This is a genomic window from Mesorhizobium sp. AR07 (assembly GCF_024746815.1).
Lineage (GTDB): Bacteria > Pseudomonadota > Alphaproteobacteria > Rhizobiales > Rhizobiaceae > Mesorhizobium.
The window spans coordinates 55,655-81,003 of sequence record NZ_CP080525.1 but is presented as its reverse complement, the minus strand read 5'-3'; the positions used below and the strand labels follow the sequence as shown (position 1 = coordinate 81,003).

The following is a 25,349-nucleotide window of genomic DNA, read 5'->3' as shown; positions in this document are numbered from 1 at the left end:
CGTTTCGCCGCATAGGGCTGGCACGGATTTCGTGTACCCGGAAAAGGTAAAATTGGGCGGAACCGGGATAGAATTGGGAATGCCAACGATGAGGAAATATCTTTTTTCAGCAGGGTTCGCGTTGCTTATCGCGGCGACGTCCGTGTCGATGACCGTGATGACGCCGCCGGCTTTCGCCAGCGAGATCAAGTACGTCGTCAACGACATTCCGGTCACCACCGGCGACATCGCGCATCGCGCCGCCTTTTTGAAGCTGCAGCGCAAGAAGGGCGACGCCGCCCAGGAAATGATCGACCAGACGCTGCGCATGGCCGAAGCCAAGCGGCTTGGTATCCGCGTCAGCGACGCGCAGGTCGAGGCGGCCTACCAGCGCTTCGCCTCGAGCAACAAGATGCAGCTCAGCCAGCTCGACGGCGTCATGGAGAAGTCAGGCGTCAGCAAGGGCCACTTCAAGGAATTCATCCGCGCCCAGATGGCCTGGAACCAGGCCTTGAGTGCGCGTTACCGTTCCGGCGATGGCACTGGCGCGGTCAGCGAACAGGATATTGTCAGGAAAATGCTCGAAAAGGGCGGCGCCAAGCCGAGCGCCACCGAGTATATGCTGCAGCAGGTCATCTTCGTGGTGCCAGCGGCCGAGCGCAGCGCGACGCTGGCCAAGCGCAAGCGCGAGGCCGACGCCATGCGTGCCCGCTTCAACGGCTGCAACACGACGCGCGAATTCGCCAAGGGCCTGATCGACGTCACCGTTCGCGATCTGGGCCGGGTACTGGCACCGCAACTGCCGCCGGACTGGGCCGATCAGATCAAGGCAACCAAGGTCGGCGGCGCCACCGTCACGCGCGAGACCGAGCGCGGCGTCGAATTCATCGGTATCTGCTCGTCGCGCGAAGTGTCCGACGACAAGGTCGCCCAGATGGTGTTCCAGGGCGAAAGTTCCGGCGACAAGAACGCCGACGAACTTAGCAAGAAGTACGTCGACGAGCTGAAGGCGAAAGCCCGCATCGTCAAGCGTTGACGTGGAGCGCGCGGTGATTGCGCTCGCGTTGAGCGCCGGCGACCCCTCCGGCATCGGGCCGGAGATCGCGGTTGGCGCCTTCATGGCGCGTGACGCGGCCGGCTTGCCTCCCTTCTACCTGCTCGCCGATCCGGCACTGATTGCTTCACGGGCGCGGCTCCTCGGCATTTCGCTGCCGGTTGTCGAAACGACGCCGGCGCAAGCGGCGCAAGTGTTTGCCCGCGCCCTGCCGATCGTTCCGCTGGCCGCCCGCTGCATCGACAGCCCCGGCCGGCCGGACCCAGCGAATGCGGCCGCCACCATCGAGGCCATCGATCGTGCCGTTGCCGACTGCCTTGCCGGCGAAGCGTCGGCCGTCGTCACGTGCCCGATTGCCAAGAAACCGCTCTACGATGCCGGCTTTCGCTTTCCCGGTCACACCGAATATCTGGCGCATTTGGCAGCCCGGCACAGCGGCGTCGAGGCGATGCCGGTGATGATGCTGGCCGGCCCCGATCTGCGCACCGTTCCCGTCACCATCCACATCGCGTTGGCGGAAGTGCCGAAGGCGCTGACCACCGAGTTGATCGTCGCCACCGCGCGCATCACCGCCGCCGATCTTACCAACCGCTTCGGCATCGCCAGGCCACGGCTGGCTATTGCCGGGCTCAATCCGCATGCGGGCGAAGGCGGCGCCATGGGTCTCGAGGACGAGCGGATCGTACGCCCCGCGGTCGACATCCTGCGTGCCGATGGCATCGACGCTTTCGGCCCCCTGCCCGCCGACACGCTGTTCCATGCCCGGGCACGGGCCGGCTACGACGCAGCGCTGTGCATGTATCACGACCAGGCGCTGATCCCGGCCAAGGCGCTGGCCTTCGACGAGGCTGTCAATGTCACGCTCGGCCTGCCTTTCATCCGCACTTCGCCCGACCACGGCACCGCCTTCGACATAGCCGGCAAGGGCGTGGCGCGGCCCGACAGCCTGATGGCGGCGCTGAAGCTTGCCAGACGGCTTGCCGACAGCGACACAAAGGCCCGCGGCCGCATGAGCACTTCCCGCTTGAGCCTGGGCGCATGAGCATCGACGGACTGCCGCCGCTGCGCGAAATCATCGAGCGCCATGAGTTGCAGGCGAAAAAGGCGCTCGGCCAGAATTTTCTGCTCGACCTCAATTTGACCGGCAAGATCGCACGTGCCGCGGGCGACCTGACAAACACCACGGTGATCGAGGTTGGGCCGGGACCCGGCGGATTGACCCGGGCGCTGTTGTTGCATGGCGCTCGCCGCGTCATCGTCATCGAACGCGACGAGCGTTGCCTTGCGGCGCTGGCCGAAGTGTCGGACCATTATCCGGGCCGGCTGGAGATTATTGCCGGCGATGCGCTGAAAACAGACTTTGCGGGGCTTGCGGGCAGCGCGACCGCCATTGGCGGCGCGGTAAAGATCGTCGCCAACCTGCCCTACAATATCGGCACGGAGCTGCTGGTGCGCTGGCTGACGGTCGGCGAATGGCCGCCCTTCTATGCATCGATGACGCTGATGTTCCAGCGTGAGGTGGCCCAGCGCATCGTCGCCACACCCGGCAGCGATGCCTATGGCCGGCTTGGCGTGCTGGCCGGCTGGCGCACGCAGGCCAGGATCGCCTTCGACGTGCCGCCGCAGGCGTTCACGCCGCCACCCAAAGTCACCTCTTCGGTGGTCCACCTGGAGCCGCGCGCGACACCCCTGCCCACCGATGTGAAAAAACTCGGCCGCGTCACCGAAGCCGCCTTCGGCCAACGCCGCAAGATGCTGCGGCAAAGCGTGAAAAGCCTCGGCGGCGAGGCCCTGCTCGAACGCGCCGGCATCGATCCGACACGCCGCGCCGAAACGCTCAGCGTCGAGGAATTCGTGCGGTTGACCAACGCGGTGTAGCTCTCTTCTCTCCGTTTATAGGGAGAAGGAAGAAGCGTCACTCCGTCTTCTCGTCCAGCAGTCCCGAGACGAAATCGAACAGGCCCGGCCGGCGATCGCGTCTTAGCCGCTCGGCGACGACGATGCCGCGCACTTCGGCGAAGGCGCGGTCGAGATCGTCATTGACGATGACGAAATCATACTCTTTCCAGTGTTCGATCTCGTTGCGGGCGTTCTTCAGCCGCGTCTCGATCACCGCCTCCTGGTCCTCGGCGCGGCGCTTCAGCCGCGCTTTCAATTCCTTCATCGACGGCGGCAGGATGAAGATCGAGACAATGTCGGCGCGCATCTTCTCCTTGAGCTGCTGGGCGCCTTGCCAATCGATGTCGAACAGCATGTCGCGCCCTTGAGCCAGCGCCAGTTCGGCCGGCTCGCGCGGTGTCGCATAGCAATTGCCGTGCACTTCGGCCCATTCAAGCAGCGCGTCGGAATCGCGCAGCCGCTCGAAATCGCGCATCGTCCGGAAATGGTAGTGAACGCCCTCGATCTCGCTGCCGCGGCGCGGTCTGGTGGTGACCGAGACCGACAGTTCGAGGCTGGAATCGCTTTCCAGAAGGTTGCGCGCGATCGTCGACTTGCCGGCGCCGGACGGCGACGACAGGACGAGCATCAGGCCCCGGCGGCGAATGCGGGACCCTAAATCCTTGGCAACCATTGGCTACTCCAGATTCTGGATCTGTTCACGAAACTGGTCGACCACGGCCTTCAGTTCCAGCCCGATCGCGGTGACCGTTGCGGCGTTCGACTTCGAGCACAACGTATTCGATTCGCGGTTAAATTCCTGTGCCAGAAAATCGAGCTTGCGGCCAACCGCGCCGCCGCCCTCAAGCAGTGCCCGACCCGATGCGACATGGGTTTTCAGCCGGTCGATCTCTTCGCGAATATCGGCTTTGGTGGCCAGGAATGCCGCCTCCATGTGCAGCCGGCCTGCGTCCAGATTGGCGGAAGCGTCCATCAGAAGCTTGACCTGCTCGGCGATGCGTTCGCGGATCGCCACCGTCTCGCGCGACGGATCCGCCTCGGCTTTCAGTGTCAGCGCCTCGATTGTGTCGATATGGCCCGCCAGCAGCAAAGCCAGCGCCGCCCCCTCGCTTTGTCGTGCCTGTTCCAGTCCTTTCAGGGCCACCTCGAGCGCGGCCATGATCGCGGCATCGAGCGCGGCGCGCACCTCTTCGGTTTCGGCAGTCTCGGGAATGTCGAGCACGCCGCGCAGCGAAAGCAATCCGTCTGCTGTCGCGGGGGCAACATCGAACTGCTCCTGCAGCCGCTTGGCGAGCCCCGCCAGGTCCTTCAGAAAGGCTTCGTTGACGACTGGCTGCGCCTGCGCGCCGGCGGCACGGCCAATGGTCAGCGTCGCCTGGAAATTGCCCCGTGCAAAACGTTTCTGAAGCGTCTGTCTGACGGCCGGTTCCAGCCGCTCGAAGCCTTGCGGCAGCCGCAGCCGCACCTCGACGCTCTTGCCGTTGACGGACTTGACCTCCCAGGCGATCGAGGTGCCTTCATGCTCGGCGACGGCACGTGCGAAACCGGTCATGCTCTGCAAATTCATATCGCCCACAAGTCCCTGGCGCATCACCCCGAAGCCGGTTTTTCCGGAGAGGAGCAAGTGCGGCTTGAAAATTATTGCGCCGCAGGCGCGTCGAAATCGGACGCGCGGCGCTCTTCCAAATGTCAGGGCGTTGCCTTGTGGGCAAGGCCCTTCTTCATCTTACTGGGCAGCGCCCGCATCGCCGCCGCCATCACCATTGCCGCCGCCAGCGTCAGCCGGCTTGGCGGTATTGTCGCCGGCACCGGTGGTGTTGGCGGCCTTGGCGGCGTCATCGGCCTGCTTCTTCTGCAACGCGCGATAGCGGGCGACGTTGTCGTTGTGCTCGTCCAGCGTCGCGGCAAAGACGTGTCCGCCGGTGCCATCGGCGACGAAATAGAGGTCGTCGGTCTTCGACGGATTGGCCACCGCCTCCAGTGCCGCCCGGCCCGGATTGGCAATCGGCGTCGGTGGCAGGCCGTTGATCACATAGGTGTTGTAGGGCGTCGGCTTCTGGATGTCCGACTGATATATCGGCCGGTCCGCGGGCTTGCCCTTGCCGCCGAACAGACCGTAGATGATGGTTGGATCGGATTGCAGGCGCATGCCCTTGGCCAACCGGTTCAGGAAGACGGCGGCAACCCGTGAACGCTCGTCACCCTTGCCCGTTTCCTTCTCGACGATCGAGGCCAGCGTGACGAATTCTTCGACGTTGGCCAGCGGCAGGTCCGGCGCGCGCCGCTGCCAGACATCCTCGACCACCCTCTTCTGATCCGCCAGCAGCTTGTCGACCATCTGCTTGCGCGTCGCGCCCCGGGTGAAGCGCAGCGTGTCTGTGGCGAGGCTGCCCTCGGGTGGAGTGGTCGCAGGCATATCGCCGCTCAACGCAGGCTCGCCGGCGATGCGCTCCAGCGCCTGCTCGACCGTCAGCCCTTCTGGAATGGTCAGCGAATACATCACCGACTTGCCACTCTTCAAAAGCTCCATGATGTCGCGCATGGAAGCCCTGGGCTTGATCTCATATTCGCCGGCTTTCAGCGCCGAATCATTGCCGAAGGCGCGCACGCCAAGGCGGAATACCCGGGCGTCGCTGATCAGTCCGCGGCGTTCGAGCTGGTCGGCAATGTCCTGGACGCCGGTGTTAGGCTTGACCAGGAAAGTGTCGCCATTGGCCGAGGGGCCGGCTTCAGTGAATTCCTGCTTGCCGAAATAGAGTGCGACGCCCGCCGCCAGAACCATCAGCATCACCAAAGAGATGACGAAGTTCATGAACACGACCACCTGGCTGCGTGAAGCGCGCGAGCGCTTCGGCGGTGGCGTGCCGGCTTCCGGCCGCAGGGCCTCGCTAGCCGTCTTCGGCACGATCGGCCCAGATGTCGCCGGCCGTTGCCCGAATTCTCCGTTGCCCGCCGGATTTGTGTTCATTTCGCCCTACCGTCTGATCGCTCAACGAATCCCCTGCGGCAGAGTACGGGCGAATATGGCAAAATTGACGGCACGCTGAAGCGTCGCCCGGCAGTCGGACGGTCAGCCATTGTAGCGCTGGAAGACGAGCGATGCGTTGGTGCCGCCAAAGCCGAAGGAATTGGACAGCGCCACGTCGATCTGGCGAGCGCGCGGCTTGTGGGGCACCAGGTCGATCGCGGTTTCGCGCTCCGGGTTGTCGAGATTGATGGTCGCAGGCGCGACGTTGTCTCTGATAGCGAGGATCGAAAAGATCGCCTCGGCAGCACCCGCCGCCCCCAGCAGATGGCCGATCGACGACTTGGTCGACGACATCGAAATCCTCGACGCGGCATTGCCGACAAGCCGCTCGACGGCACCGAGCTCGATCGTATCGGCCATGGTCGAGGTGCCGTGCGCGTTGATGTAGTCGACATCGGCAGGCGTAAGCTTGGCCCGGTTCAACGCCGCCGTCATGCAACGGAAGGCACCGTCGCCGTCTTCAGCGGGCGCGGTGATGTGATAGGCATCACCGGTGAGACCGTAACCGGTCACCTCTGCGTAAATCTTCGCGCCGCGCGCCTTGGCATGTTCGAGTTCTTCAAGCACGACGACGCCGGCGCCCTCGCCCATGACGAAGCCGTCGCGGTCGCGGTCATAGGGGCGCGACGCGGTTTGCGGTGCATCGTTGCGATCGGTCGACAGCGCCCGGCACGCGGCGAAGCCGGCGATCGACAGCCGCGTTACCGGCGCTTCGGCGCCACCGGCAACCATGACGTCGGCATCGCCCCACATGATCAACCGGGCAGCATCGCCAATGGCATGCGCACCGGTCGAACAGGCCGTGACGACGGCATGGTTCGGGCCTTTCAGCCCGTGTCGGATGGAAACCTGTCCGGAGACGAGATTGATGATCTGGCCCGGGATGAAGAAAGGGCTGATGCGGCGCGGGCCGCGCTCCTTGAGGATCATCGCGTTCTCGGCGATGCCTTCGATGCCGCCGATGCCGGAACCGATCAGCACGCCGGTGGCGCACTGCTCGGCATGGGTCTTGGGTTCCCAACCGGAATCCTTCAGCGCCTCGTCGGCTGCGGCAATCCCGTACAGGATGAAGTCGCCGATCTTGCGCAATTCCTTCGGCTCGAGCACGGCCTCGGGATTGAAGGTGGCATTGCTGCCATCACCACGCGGAATGACGTGGGCGATCTTGCAAGCAAGATCCTCCACTTCAAACTCGGTGATGCGCTTGGCAGCGCTGCGGCCGGTCAAAAGTTCCTTCCAGCTGTGCTCGAAGCCCATGCCGAACGGCGACAGCAACCCAAGGCCCGTGACGACGACACGCCTCATCGCAGGTTCTCCCCGGTGATGACTGCGGAAAGCGTCAGGCCGAAGCCTTGTCGATGTACTTGACCGCATCGCCTACGGTCAGGATGGTCTCGGCCGCATCGTCCGGAATCTCGACGCCGAATTCTTCTTCGAACGCCATGACGAGTTCGACCGTGTCGAGGCTGTCAGCGCCCAGGTCATCGATGAAGCTCGCCTGCTCCGTCACTTTGTCGGCATCGACGCCAAGGTGCTCGATGACGATCTTCTTGACGCGCTCTGCGGTGTCACTCATTTGGGGCATCCTCGTCTTTTGTTTGTCTGTCTTCGTTAGCGGGCAGAATGCCGCTAATCAAGCTGAAAGATGGTCCTGCCGGAAACGCAACGGCAACGGACCGGTTTTTGCCCGAACCGTCGGGTTGCGGGCCGCATTACACGAAAATCGGCTAAGGTCCAAGGTGAAATGGTCGCTTTTCACAAGCCGGCCACAACTCGGCCGGACCTCGTTCAAATCATCGCCATGCCGCCGTTCACATGGATGGTCTGGCCGGTGACGTAGGCGGCTTCGTTGGAGGCGAGATAGGCGACGGCGGACGCGACTTCAACGCTGGTACCCATGCGGCGCGTCGGGATCGCGGCCATGATCGCCTCCTTCTGCTTGTCATTGAGCTTGCCGGTCATCGCCGATTCGATGAAGCCCGGGGCGACGCAGTTGACGGTGATGTTGCGGGTGGCGATCTCCTGCGCCAGCGATTTGGAAAAACCAATCATGCCGGCCTTGGAGGCGCAGTAGTTGGTCTGGCCGGGATTGCCGGTGACGCCGACCACCGAGGCGATGTTGATGATGCGGCCGTGACGGCGGCGCATCATCGGATGGGTGAGTTCGCGTGTCAGCCTGAACACGGCTGTCAGGTTGACCTCGAGCACGGTGTCCCAGTCGGCGTCCGACATGCGCACGAACAGCCCGTCCTTGGTGATGCCGGCATTGTTGACCAGGATGTCGACGCCTTCGAGATCGGCCTCCGCCTTCTGGCCGAGCGCCTTGACCTCGTCGCGGTTGGACAGGTTGGCGGGGAACAGCTTGACCCGGTCGCCAAGCTCGGCGGCCAGCGCTTCCAGTTTCTCGACGCGCGTGCCATGCAGGCCGACGATGGCGCCTTGCGCATGCAGCACCCTGGCGATCGCCTCGCCGATGCCCCCGGATGCGCCGGTGACGAGCGCCTTGCGACCAGTCAATTCGAACATGTCTTTTCCTCTCTCAAACCCGACAACGGCTATCTGTAAACATCGCCGCGCCAGAAGTCGTCGGCTTTCATGATACCTTCCTCGCCGCTCCTGATCCGCGCCAACACCTCGGCGGCAAGGTGGTAGTCCTCCATGTCCTCAAGGCCGCGCTCAATGAACTCACGCAAAATAGGCCTTGCTGCGGCCGGTCTTGGACGCAAGAGCGTCGAGGCGCTGCCCAATTTCTGGAGAAAGACGGATCGATGTGGGCATGCCGCACCTTAGCTGCGATGCACGGATTCATGTGGCCGCGCGTTGGTGAATTCAAGTCAACAGGTTCAGCCAAGCGCCGCGAGCGCCGCTTCGACATCAGCCGCGGAGCCGACCGACGCGGTGACGATGTCGCGGTTGATGCGCCGCGCCAGGCCCGACAGCACCTTGCCGGCGCCGATCTCGTAAAGCGTGGTGATGCCGTTTGCGCCGAACCATTCCACCGTTTCGCGCCAGCGTACGCGGCCGGTAATCTGTTCAACCAGACGCCGGGCAATCTCGTCGGGGTCGATCGAGGGCGTCACCGACACGTTGGAGACGACTGGGACGACCGGCACATTCTTGGTCACGCCGGCCAGGGCTTCCCGCATCACGTTCGCGGCCGGTGCCATCAGCGCCGAATGGAAAGGCGCAGAGACCTGCAGCATGAGCGCGCGCTTGGCGCCTTTTTCCGTGCAGAGCCTTGCCGCCAGTTCGACCGCGGCCTTGGTGCCGGAGATCACCAGCTGGCCGCCGCCATTGTCGTTGGCGATCTGGCAAACCGAGTCCTTGCCAGCCCCTGGGCCAGCCCCTTGGGCGGCCTCGGCGCAGGCGGCTTCGACGTCAGCCTGTTCCAGTCCGATGATCGCCGCCATGGCGCCCTCGCCGGCCGGCACCGCCGCCTGCATGGCGTTGCCCCGGATGCGCAGCAGCCGGGCGGCATCGGCAACCGAAACGAAGCCGGCGGCCGCGAGCGCCGAATATTCGCCCAGCGAATGGCCGGCAACATAAGTGACCTTGTCCTTCAGCGAAAAGCCGCGCGATTCCAGCGCCCTGATCGCGGCCAGCGACACCGCCATCAGCGCCGGCTGCGCATTGGCGGTCAGCGTCAACGTCTCCTCCGGCCCTTCCCAGATCAGCTTCGACAGGCTTTCGCCGAGCGCGTCGTCAACTTCCTGGAAGATCCTGCGCGCCTCCGGAAAGGCGTCGGCGAGATCCTTGCCCATGCCGACAGCCTGGCTGCCTTGTCCGGGAAAGGTGAATGCAACGGCCATGCGAGGGCTCCAAGGGCTGGTTTTGCTTGCCTTATAGACGAGTTTTTCTTGCCTGTGACGCAAGGCGGGCCGCCAAGTCAAGCCACTTCGACCTTGTCTGGAGCCAACATCGCCGGCCGAGTGCCTGTTCCGAAAGGCTTTTTGGCAATCACTCCTGATGAAAATCGCTCACGATTCATTTGCTGGCTCTTCTTATTTCTGCCACAGGCGCTAGCTTTGCGTAACAATTCTATGACAGTCGAGTGACGTGTTTGTCGCTGGGTGGGGAAGTTAAGTGACAAAGAGTTCCAAACGCGCCGGCAAGGCCGTGCCACAGTTTCTGGAGGACGACCCGTCCACCGGCTATCTGCCGGGCCGGAGATGGCCGGTCGTGCGTTATGGGCTAATCAGCCTGGCGATTGCGGCCGTCCTGGTGTTTGCCGTCGAACTGATCGTGCGCGGCGACTTTGCCGGCACGGTCTCCTTCTTCCTGCAGCCGCTCAAGCCAGGCTGGACCACCATCGTCGTGTTTGCGCTGATCCTGGTCGGCCTCGATGCCGTGCTCGGGCGCAGCCACCAGAGTCTGATGATCGTCGCGCCATTGACCCTGTCTCTTGCATTTGTCGGTCATCAGAAGTCGCATTATCTCGGTGATCCGCTCTATCCGACCGATTTCCTCTATGCCCGCCAGATCTTCGCGCTGCTGCCGCTGCTGGTGCGCGAGCGGCCGATGACCGCGCTCGCCATGGTGGTCGGCATCGTCGCCGGCCTGTCGCTGCTCGTCTATGGCTGGCGACTGTGGCGCCGCAAGGTTCCCGCACTCAGCCACAAGGGTCGCCTTGCACGGCTGACGCTGGCGGTGCCGCTGCTCGCCTTCTTCGTTTCGATCATGGATTATGCCACCTTCTCGTGGACCAGGGACCGGCTGCAGATCATGCCGATCATGTGGGATCAGAAGGAAAACTATGCCTCCAACGGCTTTGCGCTGGCCTTTGCCCTTAACGTGCCGATGGCGCATGTCTCGGCGCCGCCTGGCTATTCCAACAAGGCAATCGCGGCGATCGACAAGCCCGATGTGACCGCATCGGTGCCGGCCGAGAAGCCCGACATCATCGTCGTCATGAGCGAATCCTTCTGGGATCCGACCAAGTTGCCCGGCGTCACCATCACCCCCGATCCGATCCCCAATGTGCGGGCGCTGCGCTCGGGCTCGATGTTCTCGCCCGAATTCGGCGGCATGACCGCCAACATCGAGTTCGAGGCGCTGACCGGCTTCTCCAACGCGTTCCTGCCGGCCGGCAGCATCCCCTATCAGCAATATGTGCGCACGCCGACACCTTCGCTCGCGACCTTCCTCCAGAGCGAGGGCTATCGGGCGCGCGCCATCCACCCCGGCACCAACTGGTTCTGGAACCGCGGCGCGGTCTACGCTGATTTCGGCTTCGACGATTTCAAATCCGAAGAGACGCTGCCGCCGATGCAAAAGCGCGGGCCGCTGGCTTCCGACGCGGCGATGACCGACGAGATCATCAGCGAGGCCGACGAAAGCGAAGAACCGGTATTCTTCTTTGCGGTCAGCCTGCAAAACCACGGCCCCTACGAGCCGAACCGCTACTCCAATCCGACCCACACGGTGCAGGCGCCGATCAGCCAGAGGGCGCGCGCATCGTTGCTCAGCTACGCCGAGGGCTCGGCCGATGCGGATCGCGGCCTCGAGCGGCTGGTCGAATGGGCAAAGAAGCGCTCCCGTCCCACGGTGATCGCCTTCTTCGGCGACCATCTGCCGCCGCTGGGTCCGGTCTACGTCGAGACCGGCTTCCTGAAGGACAACGTCGCGCCACGCAAGGAACCGACGCCGCAAGCAGCACTCGACCATCACCAGACGCCGCTGGTCATCTGGTCGAACCGCTCCGGTCCGGTCGAGAACCTGGGCGCGGTGAGCCCTGCGTTCCTGCCCTATCATATCCTCACCACCGCCGGCATCACCCACCCTTACTACACGGGCTTCCTGGGCGAGGTGCGCGAACGCTACCGCGTCGTCGACCGCAACCTGCTGCTGATGCCGACGGGCGAGGCCACGCCCGACTGGGCAAGGCAGAAGGAGATCGACCCGGCGATCCGCGATTTCCGCTTGTTGCAATACGACATGATGTTCGGCAAACGCCTCGCGGCGCCCGACTTCTTCCCCGAAACGGTCGACAAGGTTGTCGCCCACACGAGTTGAGCGGACCGATCCGTTCAGGACCGGCCCGACGCTCTCGGGCCGTAGTTTCAATTCGTCAGTTGCAGCTTCGAGAACTTGTTGGCGATCTGCTCGAACACGTTGGGCAACTTGGTCGGTTCGTTGACGGCATAATAGCCGCTCGGATCCGAGGCGAGGGCTGGTTGCCGGAAACCACAAGGCTTGGCCGTTGTTGCTGCTTGGTTTTTCCGCCGCCTGCGACACGAAATGCCCGTCTGCCCTTGCGTTGCGGCCGGATTGCTGTATAGACGCCCGCAATCTGCCGGTCCTTGCTGGGGGCTGAACGGAGGGCCGGAGGTTTTCCAAGACCTTCGTGTGAAGCCAGAAGCGCTTCCGCCTCCCGTGTCTCCGCTCTCGACCGTCTCGTGATGCTCCTTTCTTCCCCGCCCCTCTTTTACCGGGAACGGCGGGTCAGAGAAGTTGCAGAGGCTTTTGCCGCCGGGAACCGGGAGAGAAACGAAGAAAGGCACAGAACCATAATGGCTCTTTACGAACATGTGTTTCTTGCCCGGCAGGACCTCTCGCAGCAGCAGGTCGATGCGCTTGTCGAACAGTACAAGGGTGTCATCTCCGCGAATGGCGGGTCCGTCGGCCGGGTCGAGAACTGGGGACTGAAGTCCCTCACCTACCGGGTCAACAAGAACCGGAAGGCTTACTACACGCTGATGGACCTGAACTGCCCGCCGGCCGCGCTCAACGAAATGGAGCGCCAGATGGGCCTGTCCGAGGACGTGCTGCGTTTCCTGACCATCAAGGTCGAGGCGCATGAGGAAGGCCCGTCGGCCATGATGCAGAAGCGCGAAGAGCGCTCGGAGCGCGGCGGCTTCGGCGACCGCGACCGTGGCGATCGTGGTCCGCGCTCGTTCGGCGACCGTGATCGCGGCGACCGTGGCGATCGTCCGCCGCGCTCGTTCGGCGACGCCGGTGCCGATCGTGGTCCGCGCCGTCCGCGCGAAGGCTTTGAAGGGGGTGCAGAATAATGGTCGACATCAACCAGATCCCGACCCGGCGCCCGTTCCATCGCCGCCGCAAGACCTGCCCGTTCTCCGGCGCCAACGCGCCCAAGATCGACTACAAGGACGTGCGTCTGCTGCAGCGCTACATTTCCGAGCGCGGCAAGATCGTGCCGTCGCGCATCACCGCCGTCAGCCAGAAGAAGCAGCGCGAACTCGCCAAGGCGATCAAGCGCGCCCGCTTCCTCGGCCTGCTGCCCTACGTGGTTCGCTAAATCTTACCCCAAGCGGGCGGTTCGCCGCCCGCTTCTGTCCTCTGGCGACGGGCGCCGCAGGTTCGCTTTCAAATCCCGAGTTGAGGTCAAACCTCTAACTGCCTGGACAGGCAGGACAGCGACACCGGCGCCAAGGCGCCCAAGCTTCCTGACCTGTTCCCAAGACATTCGGCGTCGATCCCTCCGATCAGCGCCCAACCGAAGGAACAAAACCATGGAAGTCATTCTTCTCGAACGCGTTTCCCGCCTCGGCCAGATGGGCGATACCGTCAAGGTCAAGGACGGCTTTGCCCGCAACTTCCTGCTGCCGCAGAGCAAGGCGCTGCGTGCCAACGAAGCCAACAAGAAGAAGTTCGAAGGCCAGCGCGCGCAGCTCGAAGCCCGCAACCTAGAGCGCAAGTCGGAAGCCGGCCAAGTTGCCGAAAAGCTCGACGGCAAGAGCTTCATCGCCGTGCGTTCGGCTGGCGAAACCGGCCAGCTCTACGGTTCGGTGTCGACCCGCGACATCGCCGATCTGCTGACGGCGGAAGGTTTCACGGTCAACCGCAACCAGATCCTGCTCAACCAGCCGATCAAGACCATCGGTCTCACCAATGTGGCGATCGCGCTGCATCCGGAAGTCGAAGTCACCATTGCGCTCAACATCGCCCGCACGGCCGACGAGGCCGAGCGTCAGGCCAAGGGCGAGACGCTGACCACCGCCGAAGCCATCTATGGCGACGACATCAACGACAACGCCCGGCCGGAAAACTTCTTCGACCCGAACACCGAGTTCGAAGGCGGCGAAGACAACGCCTGACGATTTGAGGTGTCGGCGCGCCCTGCCGGGCCTGCCGCACCCAGCTTCGATTTCAGCCGGCCTCAGCCGTACTGGACCAATGCCCGGGCCTCTCGCCCGGGCATTTTTGTGCCAAATGGAACTTTTCGAACCTCTATATATTGATGCAGACTACAGTGCCGCGCGTCCTTTGGACGCGCAAGGACGCTGTGGAGCTTTGGTTGGCGCATAATCCTTCCGAAAATCGATTTCGATTTTCGGGATCATGCGTCGAGACAGCTTGTCTGACCGAGAGGGGACATTTGGTCATGAATATTCTCTTGAAGCGCGTTCTCGACCGCCTGGTGCGCACGGGCAATCTCAAGGTAACCGGCCCCAAGGGCGCGACAGTGGTTTTTGGCGACGGCAGCGGCGAGCCGGTGCACATGCACATCAAGACCGCGCACGCCGAGCGCGCTATCACCTTCGATCCGATGTTGGCGGTGCCGGAAGCCTACATGGACGGCGAACTCGACATTCTCGAAGGTGGCGTGCTGGGTGTGATGCGCATCGCCTTCCAGAATATGGGCAGCGGCGGCATCGATGCCACCTGGTCGAAGGCCATCGAAGGCCTGCGCCACGCCTTCCGCCGCCTGCAGCAGATCAACACCGCATCGCGCTCGCGCCGCAACGTGCAGCGGCACTACGATTTGTCGGGCGATCTCTATCGGCTCTTCCTCGATGAGGACATGCAGTATTCCTGCGCCTATTTCGAGCAGCCGGACATGACACTCGATGAAGCCCAGGCCGCCAAGAAGCGTCACATCGCCGCCAAGCTCAGGCTGAAGGCCGGCCAGACGGTGCTCGACATCGGCTCGGGCTGGGGTGGGCTCGGCCTCTATTTGGCCAAGGCGTTCGACGTCGACGTGCAAGGCGTGACGCTGTCGACCGAACAGCATGGCGTCGCCACCGACCGGGCGCACGCGCAAGGGCTGGAAAGCCACGTGCATTTCGAGCTCAAGGACTACCGCGAACTCAACGAACGTTTCGACCGCATCGTCTCGGTCGGCATGTTCGAGCATGTCGGCGTCAATCACTTCCGCACCTTCTTCGACAAGAGCGCGACGCTGCTCAAGCCGGATGGCGTCATGCTGTTGCACACGATCGGCCGCTCGGGCGTGCCGTGGGCGACCAGCGCCTTCATCCGCAAATACATCTTCCCGGGCGGCTATATCCCCTCGCTCTCCGAGGTCATGCCGGCGATCGAGAAGTCGGGCCTGGTCGTCACCGACGTCGAAATCCTGCGGCTTCACTATGCCGACACGCTGAAGCACTGGGGCGAGCGCTTCGCCGCCAACCGCGACAAGGCCAAGGCGATCTACGACGAGCGCTTCTGCCGCATGTGGGAGTTCTACCTGGCCGCCTCGGAAGCCGCGTTCCGCTGGCAGGATCTCGTCATCTTCCAGATCCAGATTGCCAAGAAGAACGACACGCTGCCGATGACGCGCGACTACATGGCCAAGTGCGAGAAGGCGCTTGAGATGCGCGACATGGGGCACCGTGAGACGGCTGCCGTCAAAAAGAGCCCGGCTGCCAAGCCGGCTCGCCGCCGCAAGGTTGCGGATTAAAGCGCGTCGCGTTTGAACGGACCCATGCGACGCGCTTTAGGTCTTTGTTTTGTGCATGTCGTTCTCCCAGAACCAGGGCCACTTTTGGGCGACATGCATTGGAAACAGGTTTGCCGCTTGCCATTGCCCGCCCCTGCACTGAAAAAGGTCCCGTGATCGCCACGGGACCTTTTTCATGACCTACGTCCTCTACATCGCTGCCGCTCTGGCCGAGATCGCCGGCTGCTTTTCGTTCTGGGCCTGGTGGCGCCTGGAGAAGTCGCCGCTGTGGCTGCTTCCCGGCCTCGCTTCGCTTGCCCTGTTCGGCTTCCTGCTGGCGTTGGTCGACGCCAATGCCGCCGGCCGTGCCTACGCCGCCTATGGCGGCATCTACATCGCGGCGTCGCTTGGCTGGCTATGGCTGGTGGAAGGCGTGCGCCCCGACCGCTGGGACCTCGCCGGTGCCGCGCTCTGCATTGTCGGGGCCTCGGTGATCCTCATCGCGCCGCGCGGAGCCTGAGCATGGAGTTGCCCGCCCCACTTCGCCAGGGTATCGAGCGCCTGCTCGAAAACGTTCCGCTGGCGACATTGAAGCAGGCGGCAAAGACGCTGTCCGACCGCTACCGCGCCGAGTTGCGCGACGGCCGGCTGCATATGGCCGAGGGCGTGGCCGTGCAAGCCTATCTGGCGACGCGGCTGCCTGCGACCTACGCCGCGGTCCGCGCCAGCCTCGACGCGCTGAGCGACGCCAAGCCCAGCTTTCAACCCAAGAGCCTGCTCGATGTCGGCGCCGGCCCTGGTACGGTGCTTTGGGCCACGACCGACCTGTGGCCCGATCTCGAACAGGCGGTGTTGTTCGAAGCCAGCACCGCGGTGCGCAAGGTCGGCGAGACGCTTGCGGCCGACACCATCCGAACCCGAACCAGATGGCTTGCCGGCGACGCCACCATCGACCTTGCCGACCTCGAGCCAGCCGATCTGGTCACGTGCGCCTACGTGCTCGACGAAATTGTCCCGGCGTCCCTGCCGAAGCTCATCGACCGGCTCTGGCAGCTCACCGCCGACACGCTGCTGATCGTCGAGCCGGGCACACCGGCCGGCTGGCAACGCATTCTTGCCGCGCGCCGGCAACTGATCGAGGCGGGCGCCCATGTGCTAGCGCCTTGCCCGCACCAAGTGCCCTGCCCGCTCGCCTCGCCCGACTGGTGCCATTTTTCCCGACGCGTCGCCCGCTCGCGCCTGCACCGGCTGGCCAAGGACGCCGACGTGCCGTGGGAGGATGAGAAGTTCATCTATGTCGCGGCCTCCCGAGACGTGCCCATGTCCAGCCAGGCACGGGTTCTTGCGCCACCGAAATCCGGCTCCGGCAAGGTTCTGCTCAAGCTTTGCCAGGAAGACGGCACCGCCAGCGAGCGATTGTTCACCAAGCGCGACGGCGCTGATTTCAAGCTGGCCCGGCGACTGGACTGGGGCGACAGGCTGGCTTCCGAATAGGCCGGCAGCGGCGTTTCGGCCGCGCCCAAGAAAAATTCAGGAGCAAAATTCAGGAGCGATGTCGAATCCGGGCTGTGCTGTTCGACCATTGGCGTTCTCGGACCTTTCGAGACGTCAAACGACATCAGCCAGCAGGAGAAACGCAATGAGCTATATCGCAGGATTCGTCGCCGCGGTGCCCGCCGCCAACAAGGAAGCCTATCGCAGGCATGTCGCCAAGGCGGCATCGGTGCTGAAGGAATTCGGCGTCACCCGCATGGTCGAAGGATGGGGCGATGACGTGCCCGGCGGCAAGATCACCGACTTCAAGGGTGCGGTGAAGGCCAAACCGGATGAAGTCATCACCTTTTCGTGGCACGAATACGCCGACAAGGCAGCGGCGGACGCTGCCTACCGGACGATGATGAGCGATCCGCGCATGGCGGAGATTGGTGCGTCCATGCCCTTTGACGGCCAGCGCATGATCATCGGCGGTTTCACGCCGTTCATCGACCTGGGGACGCGTGGCAAGACCGGCTATGTCGATGGCTCGCTGGTGCCAGTGCCGGCCGCCAACAAGCAGGCCTACCTTGCCATGGCGGCAGAGCAGGCGGCGGTGATCAAGGAACATGGCGCAACCCGCGTCGTCGAAGCGTGGGGCGACGATGTTGCCGACGGCAAGGTCACCGATTACCGAAGCGCCGTCAAAGCGACGGGCGACGAGGCTGTCGTCTATGCCTGGATCGAATGGCCGTCGAAGCAGGTGCGCGACGACGCCTGGAAAAAGGTGATTGCCGATCCGCGCATGTATGCCGACATCATGCCCTACGACAACCAGCGCCGGGTGCATGGCGGCTTCGCGCCGATCCTCGACGCCTGATCCAGGAACCAAGATAAGGAACCCCACCATGCGTTATGCCTGTCTCATCTACTATCACCCCAAGACGCTGTTCGGCGGCAGCCCTGAGGCCAATGCAGCACTTGCCGAATGCGCCGGATATGACGAGGTTCTCAAGGCCAGCGGCCATTTCGTTACCGCCGAGGCCCTGGTGCTGCCCGAAGAGGCGATGACCGTGCAGGTCCGCGACGGCAAGATGTCGTCTGTCGACGGCCCGTTCATGGAGACCAAGGAAATCCTAGGCGGCATCATCGTCATCGAAGCCCGCGATCTCAACGAAGCGGTGCGGGTGGCGAGCGGCCATCCGCTGGCAACGATCGGCTTTGTCGAAGTCCGCCCGGTCGTCGATTTCAGCCAGCCGCCGCCGGTTCTGTGAGCACCGCCGGCCCGCACGACGCCCTGGAGGCGGTTTACCGCACTGAGGCGCGGCGTGTGCTGGCGACGCTGATCCGCCTGCTCGGCGGTTTCGACGCGGCGGAGGAGGCCTTGCATGAGGCCTTCGCCGCAGCCGCCGAACAATGGCCACGCCAGGGGGTGCCAGCCAATCCCTATTCCTGGCTGGTCTCGGCCGGCCGCTTCAGGACCATCGACCGCTGGCGCCGCGAAGCGCGGCTGACCGGCGCCTTGCCTGAGCTCACGGCTCTGGCCGAGCCGATCCCGGAGCCGGCCATGCCCGAAGACATCCAGGACGATGAATTGCGGCTCATTTTCGTCTGCTGCCATCCGGCGCTGGCGCCGGATGCGCGCATCGCTCTGACCTTGCGCGAAGTGGGTGGCTTGACCACCGAAGAGATCGCCCGCGCCTATCTGATGCCGGCGCCGACCATCGCGCAACGCATCGTGCGAGCCAAGGCGAAGATCCGCGACGAGGCCATTCCGTACGAAGTGCCCGACCGAAGCGAACTGCCGGCGCGCCTCGAGAGTGCGCTGCAGGTGATCTATCTGATCTTCAACGAGGGTTACGCGGCAACCCAGGGACCAAGCCTGACGCGGGCCGACCTGTGCACCGAGGCGATCCGGCTCGGCCGGCTGATGGTTGAACTGCTCGACCAGCCCGAGGCGCAGGGCCTGCTGGCGCTGATGCTGCTGCACGAGGCACGGCGCGCGACGCGGGTCGACGCTGCCGGCGACCTTGTTCTGCTGGAGGACCAGGACCGCGCGCTGTGGGACCGTGCGCTGATCGCCGAAGCCGATGGCCTGATCGGCCAGGCGATCGCCTCGCGCCGCATCGGACCTTATATCCTGCAAGCGGCGATTGCGTCCGTTCACGCCGAGGCGGCAGGCACGGCCGAGACCGACTGGGCGCAGATCGTCGCGCTTTATGATGTGCTCGGCCGCGTCGACCCCTCGCCGGTTGTGGCACTGAACCGCGCCGTTTCCATAGGCATGCGCGACGGACCGCAGGCCGGGCTGGCGGCAATAGAGACGGTCATGGGACAAGGCGGGTTGGACGGCTACCACCTGGCGCACGCCGCGCGCGCCGACATGCAGCGCCGGCTTGGCCTGGCCTATGCGGCAAAAACCTCCTATCGGCGGGCGCTTGAACTGACGCGGCAACCGGCGGAGCGCCGGTTCATCGAGGCGCGCCTCGGTCAGCTCTAACCCAACCACTTTTGCCCGACAGACGTCCTCTATTTTCTTGTTTCGTTCTTTTCCTGGCGGTATCGTCGATGCTCGATTCGTCAATCGAATTTCGCACCCAGCCAGGCAGTTATTTTTTCGACGCTGTGAATCGTGTGCACAAGCGGGATAAGTCAAAGTTTACTTATGCCCGATCAATCGCCTCTGCTAGCGACGGGTCGGGATCAAGATCGGGGATATCATGGCAGAGGCAGCGCGAAAATTCGGCGTCGCGGAAACACCGCTTTATCGCGAAGCGCCAAACAACATAGAGGCGGAGCAGGCGCTGCTCGGCGCCATCCTCGTCAACAACGACGCCTTCTACCGCGTCTCGGACTTCCTGAAAGCCAGCCATTTCTACGAGCCGCTGCATCGCAAAATCTATGAGGTGGCGTCCGAGTTCATCCGCATGGGCAAGGTGGCGACGCCGATCACGCTGAAAACCTTCCTGCCGGCCGACGAGAAGGTCGGCGACATGACGATGGCGCAATATGTCGTGCGGCTGGCGGTGGAAGCCGTCACCGTCGTCAACGCCACCGACTATGGCCGCGCCATCTATGACCTTGCGACGCGCCGCGCGCTGATCACCGTCGGCGAGGACATGGTCAACATCGCCTATGACGCGCCGGTCGACATGGCGCCCACCGAACAGATCGAGGATGCCGAGCGGCGGCTGTTCGAGCTGGCCGAAAACGGCCGCTACGACGGCGGTTTCGAAAGTTTTTCAGATGCGTTGAAGAACGCCGTCGACATGGCCAGTGCCGCCTATATGCGCGATGGCCACCTGTCCGGCATCGCCACCGGCCTGCGCGATCTCGACCACCGCATGGGCGGCCTGCAGCCATCGGATTTGATCATCATCGCTGGTCGTCCAGGCATGGGCAAGACGTCGCTGGCCACCAACATCGCCTATAACATCGCTGCCGCCTACGAGCCTGCCCAGCAGGCCGACGGCTCGGTCAAGGCGGCCAATGGCGGCGTCGTCGGCTTCTTCTCGCTCGAAATGTCGTCGGAGCAGCTGGCCACCCGCATCATCTCCGAGCAGACCGAAATTCCATCGTCGAAAATCAGGCGCGGCGACCTGACGGAAGCCGATTTCGGCAAGCTTGTCGCCTACACGCAGGAGAACCACAAGCGCCCGCTCTACATCGACCAGACGGGTGGTATTTCGATTGCCCAGCTCGCCGCCCGCGCCCGCCGCCTTAAGCGCCAGCGCGGACTGGATCTGATGGTCATCGACTATATCCAGCTCATGCAGGGTTCGTCCGCCAAGGCGTCGCAGAACCGCGTCCAGGAAATCACCGAGATCACCACCGGACTGAAGGCGCTCGGCAAGGAACTCGGCGTGCCGATCATCGCGCTGTCACAGCTCTCGCGTCAGGTCGAAAGCCGCGACGACAAACATCCGCAGCTGTCCGACTTGCGCGAATCGGGTTCGATCGAGCAGGACGCCGACGTGGTGCTGTTTGTGTACCGCGAGGAATATTACATTAAGAACAAGGAGCCGGAGAAAGGCACGCCCGAGCATCTCGCCTGGGAAACGAAGATGGTCGAAGTCCAGGGCAAGGCCGAAGTGATCATCGCCAAGCAGCGCCATGGACCGACCGGCACTGTCAGCCTTGCCTTCCAGGGCGAGTTCACCCGTTTCTCCGACCTTGCCGAGGAACATCACCTGCCGGAAAGGTTCGAGTGAGCTTTTTGATCGGCGTCGCAACCAAGATGCGGGATCATGGCGTTCTACGGCGCCCCCCTCTGTCCTGCCGGACATCTCCCCCACTTGGGGGGAGATTGGCTGTCGCTCATGCCGGCGCTCTTTCCTGCAACCTTGAAAATTGGCGATACCCGACGCGCCGTCCGATCTCCCCCCTCGTGGGGGAGATGTCCGGCAGGACAGAGGGGGGCGCGAAGGATCACTGCGCTTGCCAGCAGGCGAGACGGTAAGAGCATGGCCAAATCCCGCGTTCAGTTCATCTGCCAGAATTGCGGATCGGTGCACCAGCGCTGGGCCGGCAAATGCGATGCCTGCGGCGAGTGGAACACGCTGGTCGAGGAAGGCACGTCCGGCGGTATCGGCTCGGGACCGGCCAACACGCGCAACGCCCGCAAGGGGCGCGCGGTGGTGCTGACCACGCTGTCCGGCGACATCGAGGACGCGCCGCGCATCATCTCCGGCATCGGCGAGCTTGATCGCGCCACCGGTGGCGGTTTCGTGCGCGGCTCGGCGCTGCTGGTTGGCGGCGATCCCGGAATCGGCAAATCGACGCTGCTCACCCAGGCCGCGGCCGCGCTGGCATCCAAGGGCCACCGCATCGTCTATGTCTCGGGCGAAGAGGCCGTAGCGCAGATCAGGCTGCGGGCACAGCGGCTCGGCGTTGCCTCGGCACCCGTGGAGCTTGCCGCCGAGACCAATGTCGAGGACATCCTGGCCACAATAGCCGACGGCAAGCGGCCAGACCTGGTGATCCTCGATTCGATCCAGACGCTGTGGACGGACCTCGCCGATTCGGCGCCTGGCACCGTCACCCAGGTGCGTGCCGCCGCCCAGGCGATGATCCGCTATGCGAAATCCACAGGCGCGGCGATCGTGCTGGTCGGCCATGTCACCAAGGAAGGCCAGATCGCCGGGCCCCGCGTCGTCGAGCACATGGTCGACGCCGTGCTCTACTTCGAGGGCGAAGGCGGCCATCATTTCCGCATCCTGCGCACGGTGAAGAACCGCTTTGGACCGACCGACGAGATCGGCGTGTTCGAGATGTCGGACAAGGGTCTGCGCGAGGTTGCCAACCCATCCGAACTTTTCCTTGGCGAACGCCATGCGAAATCGCCGGGTGCGGCGGTTTTCGCCGGCATGGAAGGCACAAGGCCGGTGCTGGTCGAGATCCAGGCGCTGGTCGCGCCCTCCTCGCTCGGCACGCCGCGCCGCGCCGTCGTCGGCTGGGACGGCGCCCGGCTGTCGATGATCCTGGCGGTTCTCGAAGCCCATTGCGGCGTGCGCTTCGGCAGCCACGATGTCTACCTCAACGTCGCCGGCGGCTATCGCATTTCGGAGCCCGCGGCGGATCTGGCGGTGGCGGCGGCGCTGGTTTCCTCGCTCACCGGTCTTGCCCTTCCCGCCGATTGCGTCTATTTCGGCGAAATCAGCCTTTCGGGCGCCGTGAGGCCGGTTGCGCATGCGCAACAGCGCCTCAAGGAAGCCGAAAAGCTGGGTTTTGGAAGCGCGGTTCTGCCCTTGGGCAGCGAGGAACTTGCCGGGGGGATCGGAGCCGGTGCTTTCCAGCCGACCGAGCTTGCCGACCTCGTGGCACGCATAGCCGGCTCACGCCGAAGCCGCGTGGACGAGCAAGACTAGAGCATCGGACCCAAAAGTGGGAACCGGTTTTGGGAAAACCCGATGCTCCGCGCTATAATGCGGCTCATGGAGTGGGGCGAAAGACATGCCGATTACGCTGCTTGACGGAATTCTCGTCGGCTTCACCCTGGTCTCGGCGATGCTCGCCATGGTTCGCGGCTTCTCGCGCGAGATCCTGTCCGTCGTCTCCTGGGCAGCAGCCGCAGCGGCGGCGTTCTTCTTCTACAAGCCGGTCCTGCCTTACCTCAAGCCCTACATCGAGAATGAAAAGATCGCCATGGCGGCGTCCGCCGGCGTCGTCTTCGTCATCGCGCTGATCGTCGTCTCGGTCATCACCATGAAGCTTGCCGACTGGATCATCGATTCCAGGATCGGCGCGCTCGACCGCACGCTGGGCTTCCTGTACGGCGCCGCGCGCGGCATTCTGGTCGTTGCCGTCGCGCTGCTGTTCTTCAACTGGTTGGCCGGCGCCAAGGCACCGGCCTGGGTCATGGATGCCAAGTCGCGGCCGTTGCTGGAGCAGATCGGCGCCAAGCTTGAAAGCCTGCTGCCCAAGGATTCGGAAAACGCCATCCTCAAGAAGCTCAATCCGAATCAGCCGGCGACTGGGACGCCCGCGGCTCCCGATGCACCGGCGGCGGATGCTCCAGCAGGCGGCGACGATGCCAACACGCCCGCTCCCGACGACAATGAAGCCGCACCGCCGCCGGCCGACAACGCCCCGGCCAATCCAGCACCGGCAGCACCGGCGAACTGACGCCGGAATAGGCGCTGGGAACTGACGATGGTGTGAACGGCTCACGGCACGCGTTGCTTTCGACGCGAACCCGCATTATATGGCGATTTTAGCGGAGCTTAAGATGGCAGACGCAGACGACGTGCTTTCCGCCGAGGCCGACGACCATTTCCACGATGAATGCGGCGTGTTCGGCATTTTCGGCCGGCAGGATGCGGCAGCCATCGTCACACTGGGCTTGCATGCGCTGCAGCATCGCGGCCAGGAAGCGGCCGGCATCGTTTCCTATGACGGCACGCAGTTCCATGTCGAACGCCATATCGGCCTGATCGGCGACACCTTCACCAAGCAGCGCGTCATCGACAGCCTGCAAGGCAACCGCGCCATAGGCCATACGCGCTACGCCACGACGGGCGGCGCCGGCATGCGCAACATCCAGCCGTTCTTCGCCGAACTGGCCGATGGTGGCTTCGCCGTCGCCCACAACGGCAACCTGACCAACGCCATGACCGTGCAGCGCGCGCTGCAGAAACAGGGCGCGATCTTCTCCTCCACCTCCGATACCGAGACGCTTCTGCACCTCGTCGCCACCAGCAAGGAGCGCGATTTGAACTCGCGTTTCATCGACGCGGTGCGCCAGGTCGAGGGCGCCTTCTCGCTGGTTGCGATGACATCCAAGAAGATGATCGGCTGCCGCGACCCGCTCGGCATTCGCCCGCTGGTGCTCGGCGATCTCGACGGCGCCTGGATCCTGGCTTCCGAAACCTGCGCGCTCGACATCATCGGCGCGCGTTTCGTGCGCGACCTGAAGCCCGGCGAGATGGTCGTCGTCACCGCCAAGGGCATCGAGAGCCTGTTTCCGTTCGAGCCGCAGAAGACCCGCTTCTGCATTTTCGAATATGTCTATTTCGCGCGGCCGGATTCGTCGGTCGAAGGCCGCAATGTCTACGAAGTGCGCAAGCGCATCGGCGCCGAACTGGCGCAGGAAAGCCCCGTCGAGGCCGACATCGTCGTGCCGGTGCCGGATTCGGGCACCCCGGCGGCGATCGGCTTTTCACAGGCCGCCGGCATTCCCTTCGAGCTCGGCATCATCCGCAACCACTATGTCGGCCGCACCTTCATCCAGCCCGGCGATTCGATCCGCCACATGGGCGTCAAGCTGAAGCACAACGCCAACCGCCGCATGATCGAGGGCAAGCGCGTGGTGCTGGTCGACGACAGCATCGTGCGCGGCACCACCAGCCAGAAGATCGTGCAGATGGTGCGCGACGCCGGCGCCAGGGAAGTGCACATGCGCATCGCTTCGCCGCCGACGCGCGCCTCCTGCTTCTATGGCGTCGACACGCCGGAAAAATCGAAGCTTCTGGCATCGCGCATGTCGGTGGAGGAAATGGCCGAATTCATCCGGGTCGATTCGCTCGGCTTCCTCACCATCGACGGCCTTTATCGCGCCGTCGGCGAGGCCAGCCGCGACAACGACCAGCCGCAATTCTGCGACGCCTGCTTCACCGGCCAGTACCCGACCCGCCTGCTCGACTTCGAAGGCCACGACAATGTGCGCACGCTGTCGCTGCTGGCGACGAGCGGGTCGTAGGCTCTTGCGGCAACTGTGAACTTCGCCGATTTGCAAATTTCGTCGCGTTCGCTTTGGCGCGCCAGCCTCGAAGCAGCCGATCTCCCCCCTTGCGGGG

At 64.0% G+C, this 25,349-nt stretch carries 26 protein-coding genes; 17 read left to right on the top strand and 9 right to left on the bottom strand.

Annotated elements, in window-relative coordinates:
* Positions 1-79 precede the first annotated feature (79 nt).
* From BPNPMPFG_RS00420 to rsmA, 3 genes are read left to right on the top strand one after another with little or no spacing between them, the layout of a single operon-like run.
* Positions 80-1,015 (top strand): peptidylprolyl isomerase, encoded by a 936-nt coding sequence (locus tag BPNPMPFG_RS00420; protein ID WP_258592723.1) that lies wholly within the window; start codon positions 80-82, stop codon positions 1,013-1,015.
* Between the two features lie 13 nt (positions 1,016-1,028).
* Positions 1,029-2,075, top strand: a complete 1,047-nt coding sequence (gene pdxA, locus BPNPMPFG_RS00415) for a 4-hydroxythreonine-4-phosphate dehydrogenase PdxA (protein WP_413776823.1) — start codon at positions 1,029-1,031, stop codon at positions 2,073-2,075.
* On the top strand, positions 2,072-2,911 hold the full coding sequence (gene rsmA, locus BPNPMPFG_RS00410; protein WP_258592721.1) for a 16S rRNA (adenine(1518)-N(6)/adenine(1519)-N(6))-dimethyltransferase RsmA: 840 nt from the start codon (positions 2,072-2,074) through the stop codon (positions 2,909-2,911). Before pdxA ends, rsmA begins: the two co-directional genes overlap by 4 nt.
* Before the next feature lie 37 nt (positions 2,912-2,948).
* On the opposite strand, the gene gmk is transcribed toward rsmA, so the two are convergent.
* From gmk to fabD, 8 genes are all read right to left on the bottom strand, one after another.
* On the bottom strand, positions 2,949-3,605 hold the full coding sequence (gene gmk, locus BPNPMPFG_RS00405) for a guanylate kinase (protein WP_258592720.1): 657 nt from the start codon (positions 3,603-3,605) through the stop codon (positions 2,949-2,951).
* 3 nt (positions 3,606-3,608) lie between these two features.
* Entirely contained in the window at positions 3,609-4,499 is an 891-nt protein-coding gene (locus BPNPMPFG_RS00400; RefSeq protein WP_258592719.1) for a YicC/YloC family endoribonuclease, read from the bottom strand.
* 159 nt (positions 4,500-4,658) lie between these two features.
* A complete protein-coding gene (mltG, locus tag BPNPMPFG_RS00395; RefSeq protein WP_258592718.1) occupies positions 4,659-5,900 on the bottom strand; it encodes an endolytic transglycosylase MltG in 1,242 nt (413 codons plus the stop codon).
* 102 nt (positions 5,901-6,002) lie between these two features.
* Entirely contained in the window at positions 6,003-7,265 is a 1,263-nt protein-coding gene (fabF, locus tag BPNPMPFG_RS00390) for a beta-ketoacyl-ACP synthase II (RefSeq protein WP_258592717.1), read from the bottom strand.
* A gap of 34 nt (positions 7,266-7,299) precedes the next feature.
* Positions 7,300-7,536, bottom strand: a complete 237-nt coding sequence (locus tag BPNPMPFG_RS00385) for an acyl carrier protein (protein ID WP_006203723.1) — start codon at positions 7,534-7,536, stop codon at positions 7,300-7,302.
* A gap of 212 nt (positions 7,537-7,748) precedes the next feature.
* Complete coding sequence (gene fabG, locus BPNPMPFG_RS00380; RefSeq protein ID WP_258592716.1) at positions 7,749-8,486, bottom strand: 3-oxoacyl-[acyl-carrier-protein] reductase; 738 nt, start codon at positions 8,484-8,486, stop codon at positions 7,749-7,751.
* A gap of 29 nt (positions 8,487-8,515) precedes the next feature.
* The gene (locus BPNPMPFG_RS43080) at positions 8,516-8,653 is read right to left on the bottom strand and encodes a hypothetical protein (protein WP_413776822.1); all 138 of its coding nucleotides are present in this window, start codon (positions 8,651-8,653) and stop codon (positions 8,516-8,518) included.
* A 150-nt stretch (positions 8,654-8,803) separates the two neighbouring features.
* Positions 8,804-9,769: an ACP S-malonyltransferase gene (fabD, locus tag BPNPMPFG_RS00370; protein ID WP_258592715.1), complete on the bottom strand. Its 966-nt coding sequence runs from the start codon at positions 9,767-9,769 to the stop codon at positions 8,804-8,806.
* Positions 9,770-10,043: 274 nt separating this feature from the next.
* Here fabD and BPNPMPFG_RS00365 point away from each other — a divergent pair, with 274 nt between their 5' ends.
* The gene (locus BPNPMPFG_RS00365; RefSeq protein ID WP_258592714.1) at positions 10,044-11,972 is read left to right on the top strand and encodes an LTA synthase family protein; all 1,929 of its coding nucleotides are present in this window, start codon (positions 10,044-10,046) and stop codon (positions 11,970-11,972) included.
* A 47-nt stretch (positions 11,973-12,019) separates the two neighbouring features.
* On the opposite strand, the gene BPNPMPFG_RS00360 is transcribed toward BPNPMPFG_RS00365, so the two are convergent.
* Entirely contained in the window at positions 12,020-12,487 is a 468-nt protein-coding gene (locus BPNPMPFG_RS00360) for a hypothetical protein (RefSeq protein ID WP_258592713.1), read from the bottom strand.
* Here BPNPMPFG_RS00360 and rpsF point away from each other — a divergent pair.
* From rpsF to purF, 13 genes are all read left to right on the top strand, one after another.
* Complete coding sequence (gene rpsF / locus BPNPMPFG_RS00355) at positions 12,470-12,970, top strand: 30S ribosomal protein S6 (protein WP_023761609.1); 501 nt, start codon at positions 12,470-12,472, stop codon at positions 12,968-12,970. The genes BPNPMPFG_RS00360 and rpsF overlap by 18 nt on opposite strands.
* Positions 12,970-13,218: a 30S ribosomal protein S18 gene (rpsR, locus tag BPNPMPFG_RS00350; protein ID WP_006203718.1), complete on the top strand. Its 249-nt coding sequence runs from the start codon at positions 12,970-12,972 to the stop codon at positions 13,216-13,218. The genes rpsF and rpsR overlap by 1 nt, the downstream gene beginning before the upstream one ends.
* A 214-nt stretch (positions 13,219-13,432) precedes the next feature.
* Positions 13,433-14,017, top strand: a complete 585-nt coding sequence (gene rplI / locus BPNPMPFG_RS00345) for a 50S ribosomal protein L9 (RefSeq protein WP_258592712.1) — start codon at positions 13,433-13,435, stop codon at positions 14,015-14,017.
* A 287-nt stretch (positions 14,018-14,304) separates the two neighbouring features.
* Positions 14,305-15,603 (top strand): cyclopropane fatty acid synthase, encoded by a 1,299-nt coding sequence (locus BPNPMPFG_RS00340; protein ID WP_258592711.1) that lies wholly within the window; start codon positions 14,305-14,307, stop codon positions 15,601-15,603.
* A gap of 175 nt (positions 15,604-15,778) precedes the next feature.
* Complete coding sequence (locus tag BPNPMPFG_RS00335) at positions 15,779-16,102, top strand: YnfA family protein (RefSeq protein ID WP_258592710.1); 324 nt, start codon at positions 15,779-15,781, stop codon at positions 16,100-16,102.
* Positions 16,103-16,104: 2 nt separating this feature from the next.
* Positions 16,105-17,076, top strand: coding sequence for a small ribosomal subunit Rsm22 family protein (locus BPNPMPFG_RS00330; protein WP_258592709.1), 972 nt, complete (start codon positions 16,105-16,107; stop codon positions 17,074-17,076).
* 145 nt (positions 17,077-17,221) lie between these two features.
* Positions 17,222-17,935, top strand: a complete 714-nt coding sequence (locus BPNPMPFG_RS00325; protein ID WP_258592708.1) for a DUF1428 domain-containing protein — start codon at positions 17,222-17,224, stop codon at positions 17,933-17,935.
* Positions 17,936-17,963: 28 nt separating this feature from the next.
* Complete coding sequence (locus BPNPMPFG_RS00320; RefSeq protein ID WP_183453872.1) at positions 17,964-18,329, top strand: YciI family protein; 366 nt, start codon at positions 17,964-17,966, stop codon at positions 18,327-18,329.
* Positions 18,326-19,555 carry an RNA polymerase sigma factor gene (locus BPNPMPFG_RS00315; RefSeq protein ID WP_258592707.1) on the top strand — a complete coding sequence of 410 codons (1,230 nt, stop codon included), beginning with the start codon at positions 18,326-18,328 and terminating at the stop codon, positions 19,553-19,555. The genes BPNPMPFG_RS00320 and BPNPMPFG_RS00315 overlap by 4 nt, the downstream gene beginning before the upstream one ends.
* 220 nt (positions 19,556-19,775) lie before the next feature.
* Positions 19,776-21,266, top strand: coding sequence for a replicative DNA helicase (locus BPNPMPFG_RS00310; protein ID WP_258592706.1), 1,491 nt, complete (start codon positions 19,776-19,778; stop codon positions 21,264-21,266).
* Between the two features lie 252 nt (positions 21,267-21,518).
* Positions 21,519-22,922: a DNA repair protein RadA gene (gene radA, locus BPNPMPFG_RS00305; RefSeq protein WP_258592705.1), complete on the top strand. Its 1,404-nt coding sequence runs from the start codon at positions 21,519-21,521 to the stop codon at positions 22,920-22,922.
* Positions 22,923-23,007: 85 nt separating this feature from the next.
* The gene (locus tag BPNPMPFG_RS00300; protein ID WP_258592704.1) at positions 23,008-23,679 is read left to right on the top strand and encodes a CvpA family protein; all 672 of its coding nucleotides are present in this window, start codon (positions 23,008-23,010) and stop codon (positions 23,677-23,679) included.
* Positions 23,680-23,782: 103 nt separating this feature from the next.
* Positions 23,783-25,252: an amidophosphoribosyltransferase gene (gene purF / locus BPNPMPFG_RS00295; RefSeq protein ID WP_258592703.1), complete on the top strand. Its 1,470-nt coding sequence runs from the start codon at positions 23,783-23,785 to the stop codon at positions 25,250-25,252.
* Positions 25,253-25,349 lie beyond the last annotated feature (97 nt).

What these genes read in the sequence shown, in the direction of transcription:
- BPNPMPFG_RS00420 (WP_258592723.1), top strand. Translation starts at nt 80, where the DNA reads ATGCCAACGATGAGGAAATATCTTTTTTCAGCAGGGTTCGCGTTGCTT.
- rsmA (WP_258592721.1), top strand. Translation starts at nt 2,072, where the DNA reads ATGAGCATCGACGGACTGCCGCCGCTGCGCGAAATCATCGAGCGCCAT.
- gmk (WP_258592720.1), bottom strand. Translation starts at nt 3,605, where the DNA reads ATGGTTGCCAAGGATTTAGGGTCCCGCATTCGCCGCCGGGGCCTGATG.
- BPNPMPFG_RS00400 (WP_258592719.1), bottom strand. Translation starts at nt 4,499, where the DNA reads ATGAATTTGCAGAGCATGACCGGTTTCGCACGTGCCGTCGCCGAGCAT.
- mltG (WP_258592718.1), bottom strand. Translation starts at nt 5,900, where the DNA reads ATGAACACAAATCCGGCGGGCAACGGAGAATTCGGGCAACGGCCGGCG.
- fabF (WP_258592717.1), bottom strand. Translation starts at nt 7,265, where the DNA reads ATGAGGCGTGTCGTCGTCACGGGCCTTGGGTTGCTGTCGCCGTTCGGC.
- BPNPMPFG_RS00385 (WP_006203723.1), bottom strand. Translation starts at nt 7,536, where the DNA reads ATGAGTGACACCGCAGAGCGCGTCAAGAAGATCGTCATCGAGCACCTT.
- fabG (WP_258592716.1), bottom strand. Translation starts at nt 8,486, where the DNA reads ATGTTCGAATTGACTGGTCGCAAGGCGCTCGTCACCGGCGCATCCGGG.
- fabD (WP_258592715.1), bottom strand. Translation starts at nt 9,769, where the DNA reads ATGGCCGTTGCATTCACCTTTCCCGGACAAGGCAGCCAGGCTGTCGGC.
- rpsF (WP_023761609.1), top strand. Translation starts at nt 12,470, where the DNA reads ATGGCTCTTTACGAACATGTGTTTCTTGCCCGGCAGGACCTCTCGCAG.
- BPNPMPFG_RS00360 (WP_258592713.1), bottom strand. Translation starts at nt 12,487, where the DNA reads ATGTTCGTAAAGAGCCATTATGGTTCTGTGCCTTTCTTCGTTTCTCTC.
- rpsR (WP_006203718.1), top strand. Translation starts at nt 12,970, where the DNA reads ATGGTCGACATCAACCAGATCCCGACCCGGCGCCCGTTCCATCGCCGC.
- rplI (WP_258592712.1), top strand. Translation starts at nt 13,433, where the DNA reads ATGGAAGTCATTCTTCTCGAACGCGTTTCCCGCCTCGGCCAGATGGGC.
- BPNPMPFG_RS00340 (WP_258592711.1), top strand. Translation starts at nt 14,305, where the DNA reads ATGAATATTCTCTTGAAGCGCGTTCTCGACCGCCTGGTGCGCACGGGC.
- BPNPMPFG_RS00335 (WP_258592710.1), top strand. Translation starts at nt 15,779, where the DNA reads ATGACCTACGTCCTCTACATCGCTGCCGCTCTGGCCGAGATCGCCGGC.
- BPNPMPFG_RS00330 (WP_258592709.1), top strand. Translation starts at nt 16,105, where the DNA reads ATGGAGTTGCCCGCCCCACTTCGCCAGGGTATCGAGCGCCTGCTCGAA.
- BPNPMPFG_RS00325 (WP_258592708.1), top strand. Translation starts at nt 17,222, where the DNA reads ATGAGCTATATCGCAGGATTCGTCGCCGCGGTGCCCGCCGCCAACAAG.
- BPNPMPFG_RS00320 (WP_183453872.1), top strand. Translation starts at nt 17,964, where the DNA reads ATGCGTTATGCCTGTCTCATCTACTATCACCCCAAGACGCTGTTCGGC.
- BPNPMPFG_RS00310 (WP_258592706.1), top strand. Translation starts at nt 19,776, where the DNA reads ATGGCAGAGGCAGCGCGAAAATTCGGCGTCGCGGAAACACCGCTTTAT.
- radA (WP_258592705.1), top strand. Translation starts at nt 21,519, where the DNA reads ATGGCCAAATCCCGCGTTCAGTTCATCTGCCAGAATTGCGGATCGGTG.
- BPNPMPFG_RS00300 (WP_258592704.1), top strand. Translation starts at nt 23,008, where the DNA reads ATGCCGATTACGCTGCTTGACGGAATTCTCGTCGGCTTCACCCTGGTC.
- purF (WP_258592703.1), top strand. Translation starts at nt 23,783, where the DNA reads ATGGCAGACGCAGACGACGTGCTTTCCGCCGAGGCCGACGACCATTTC.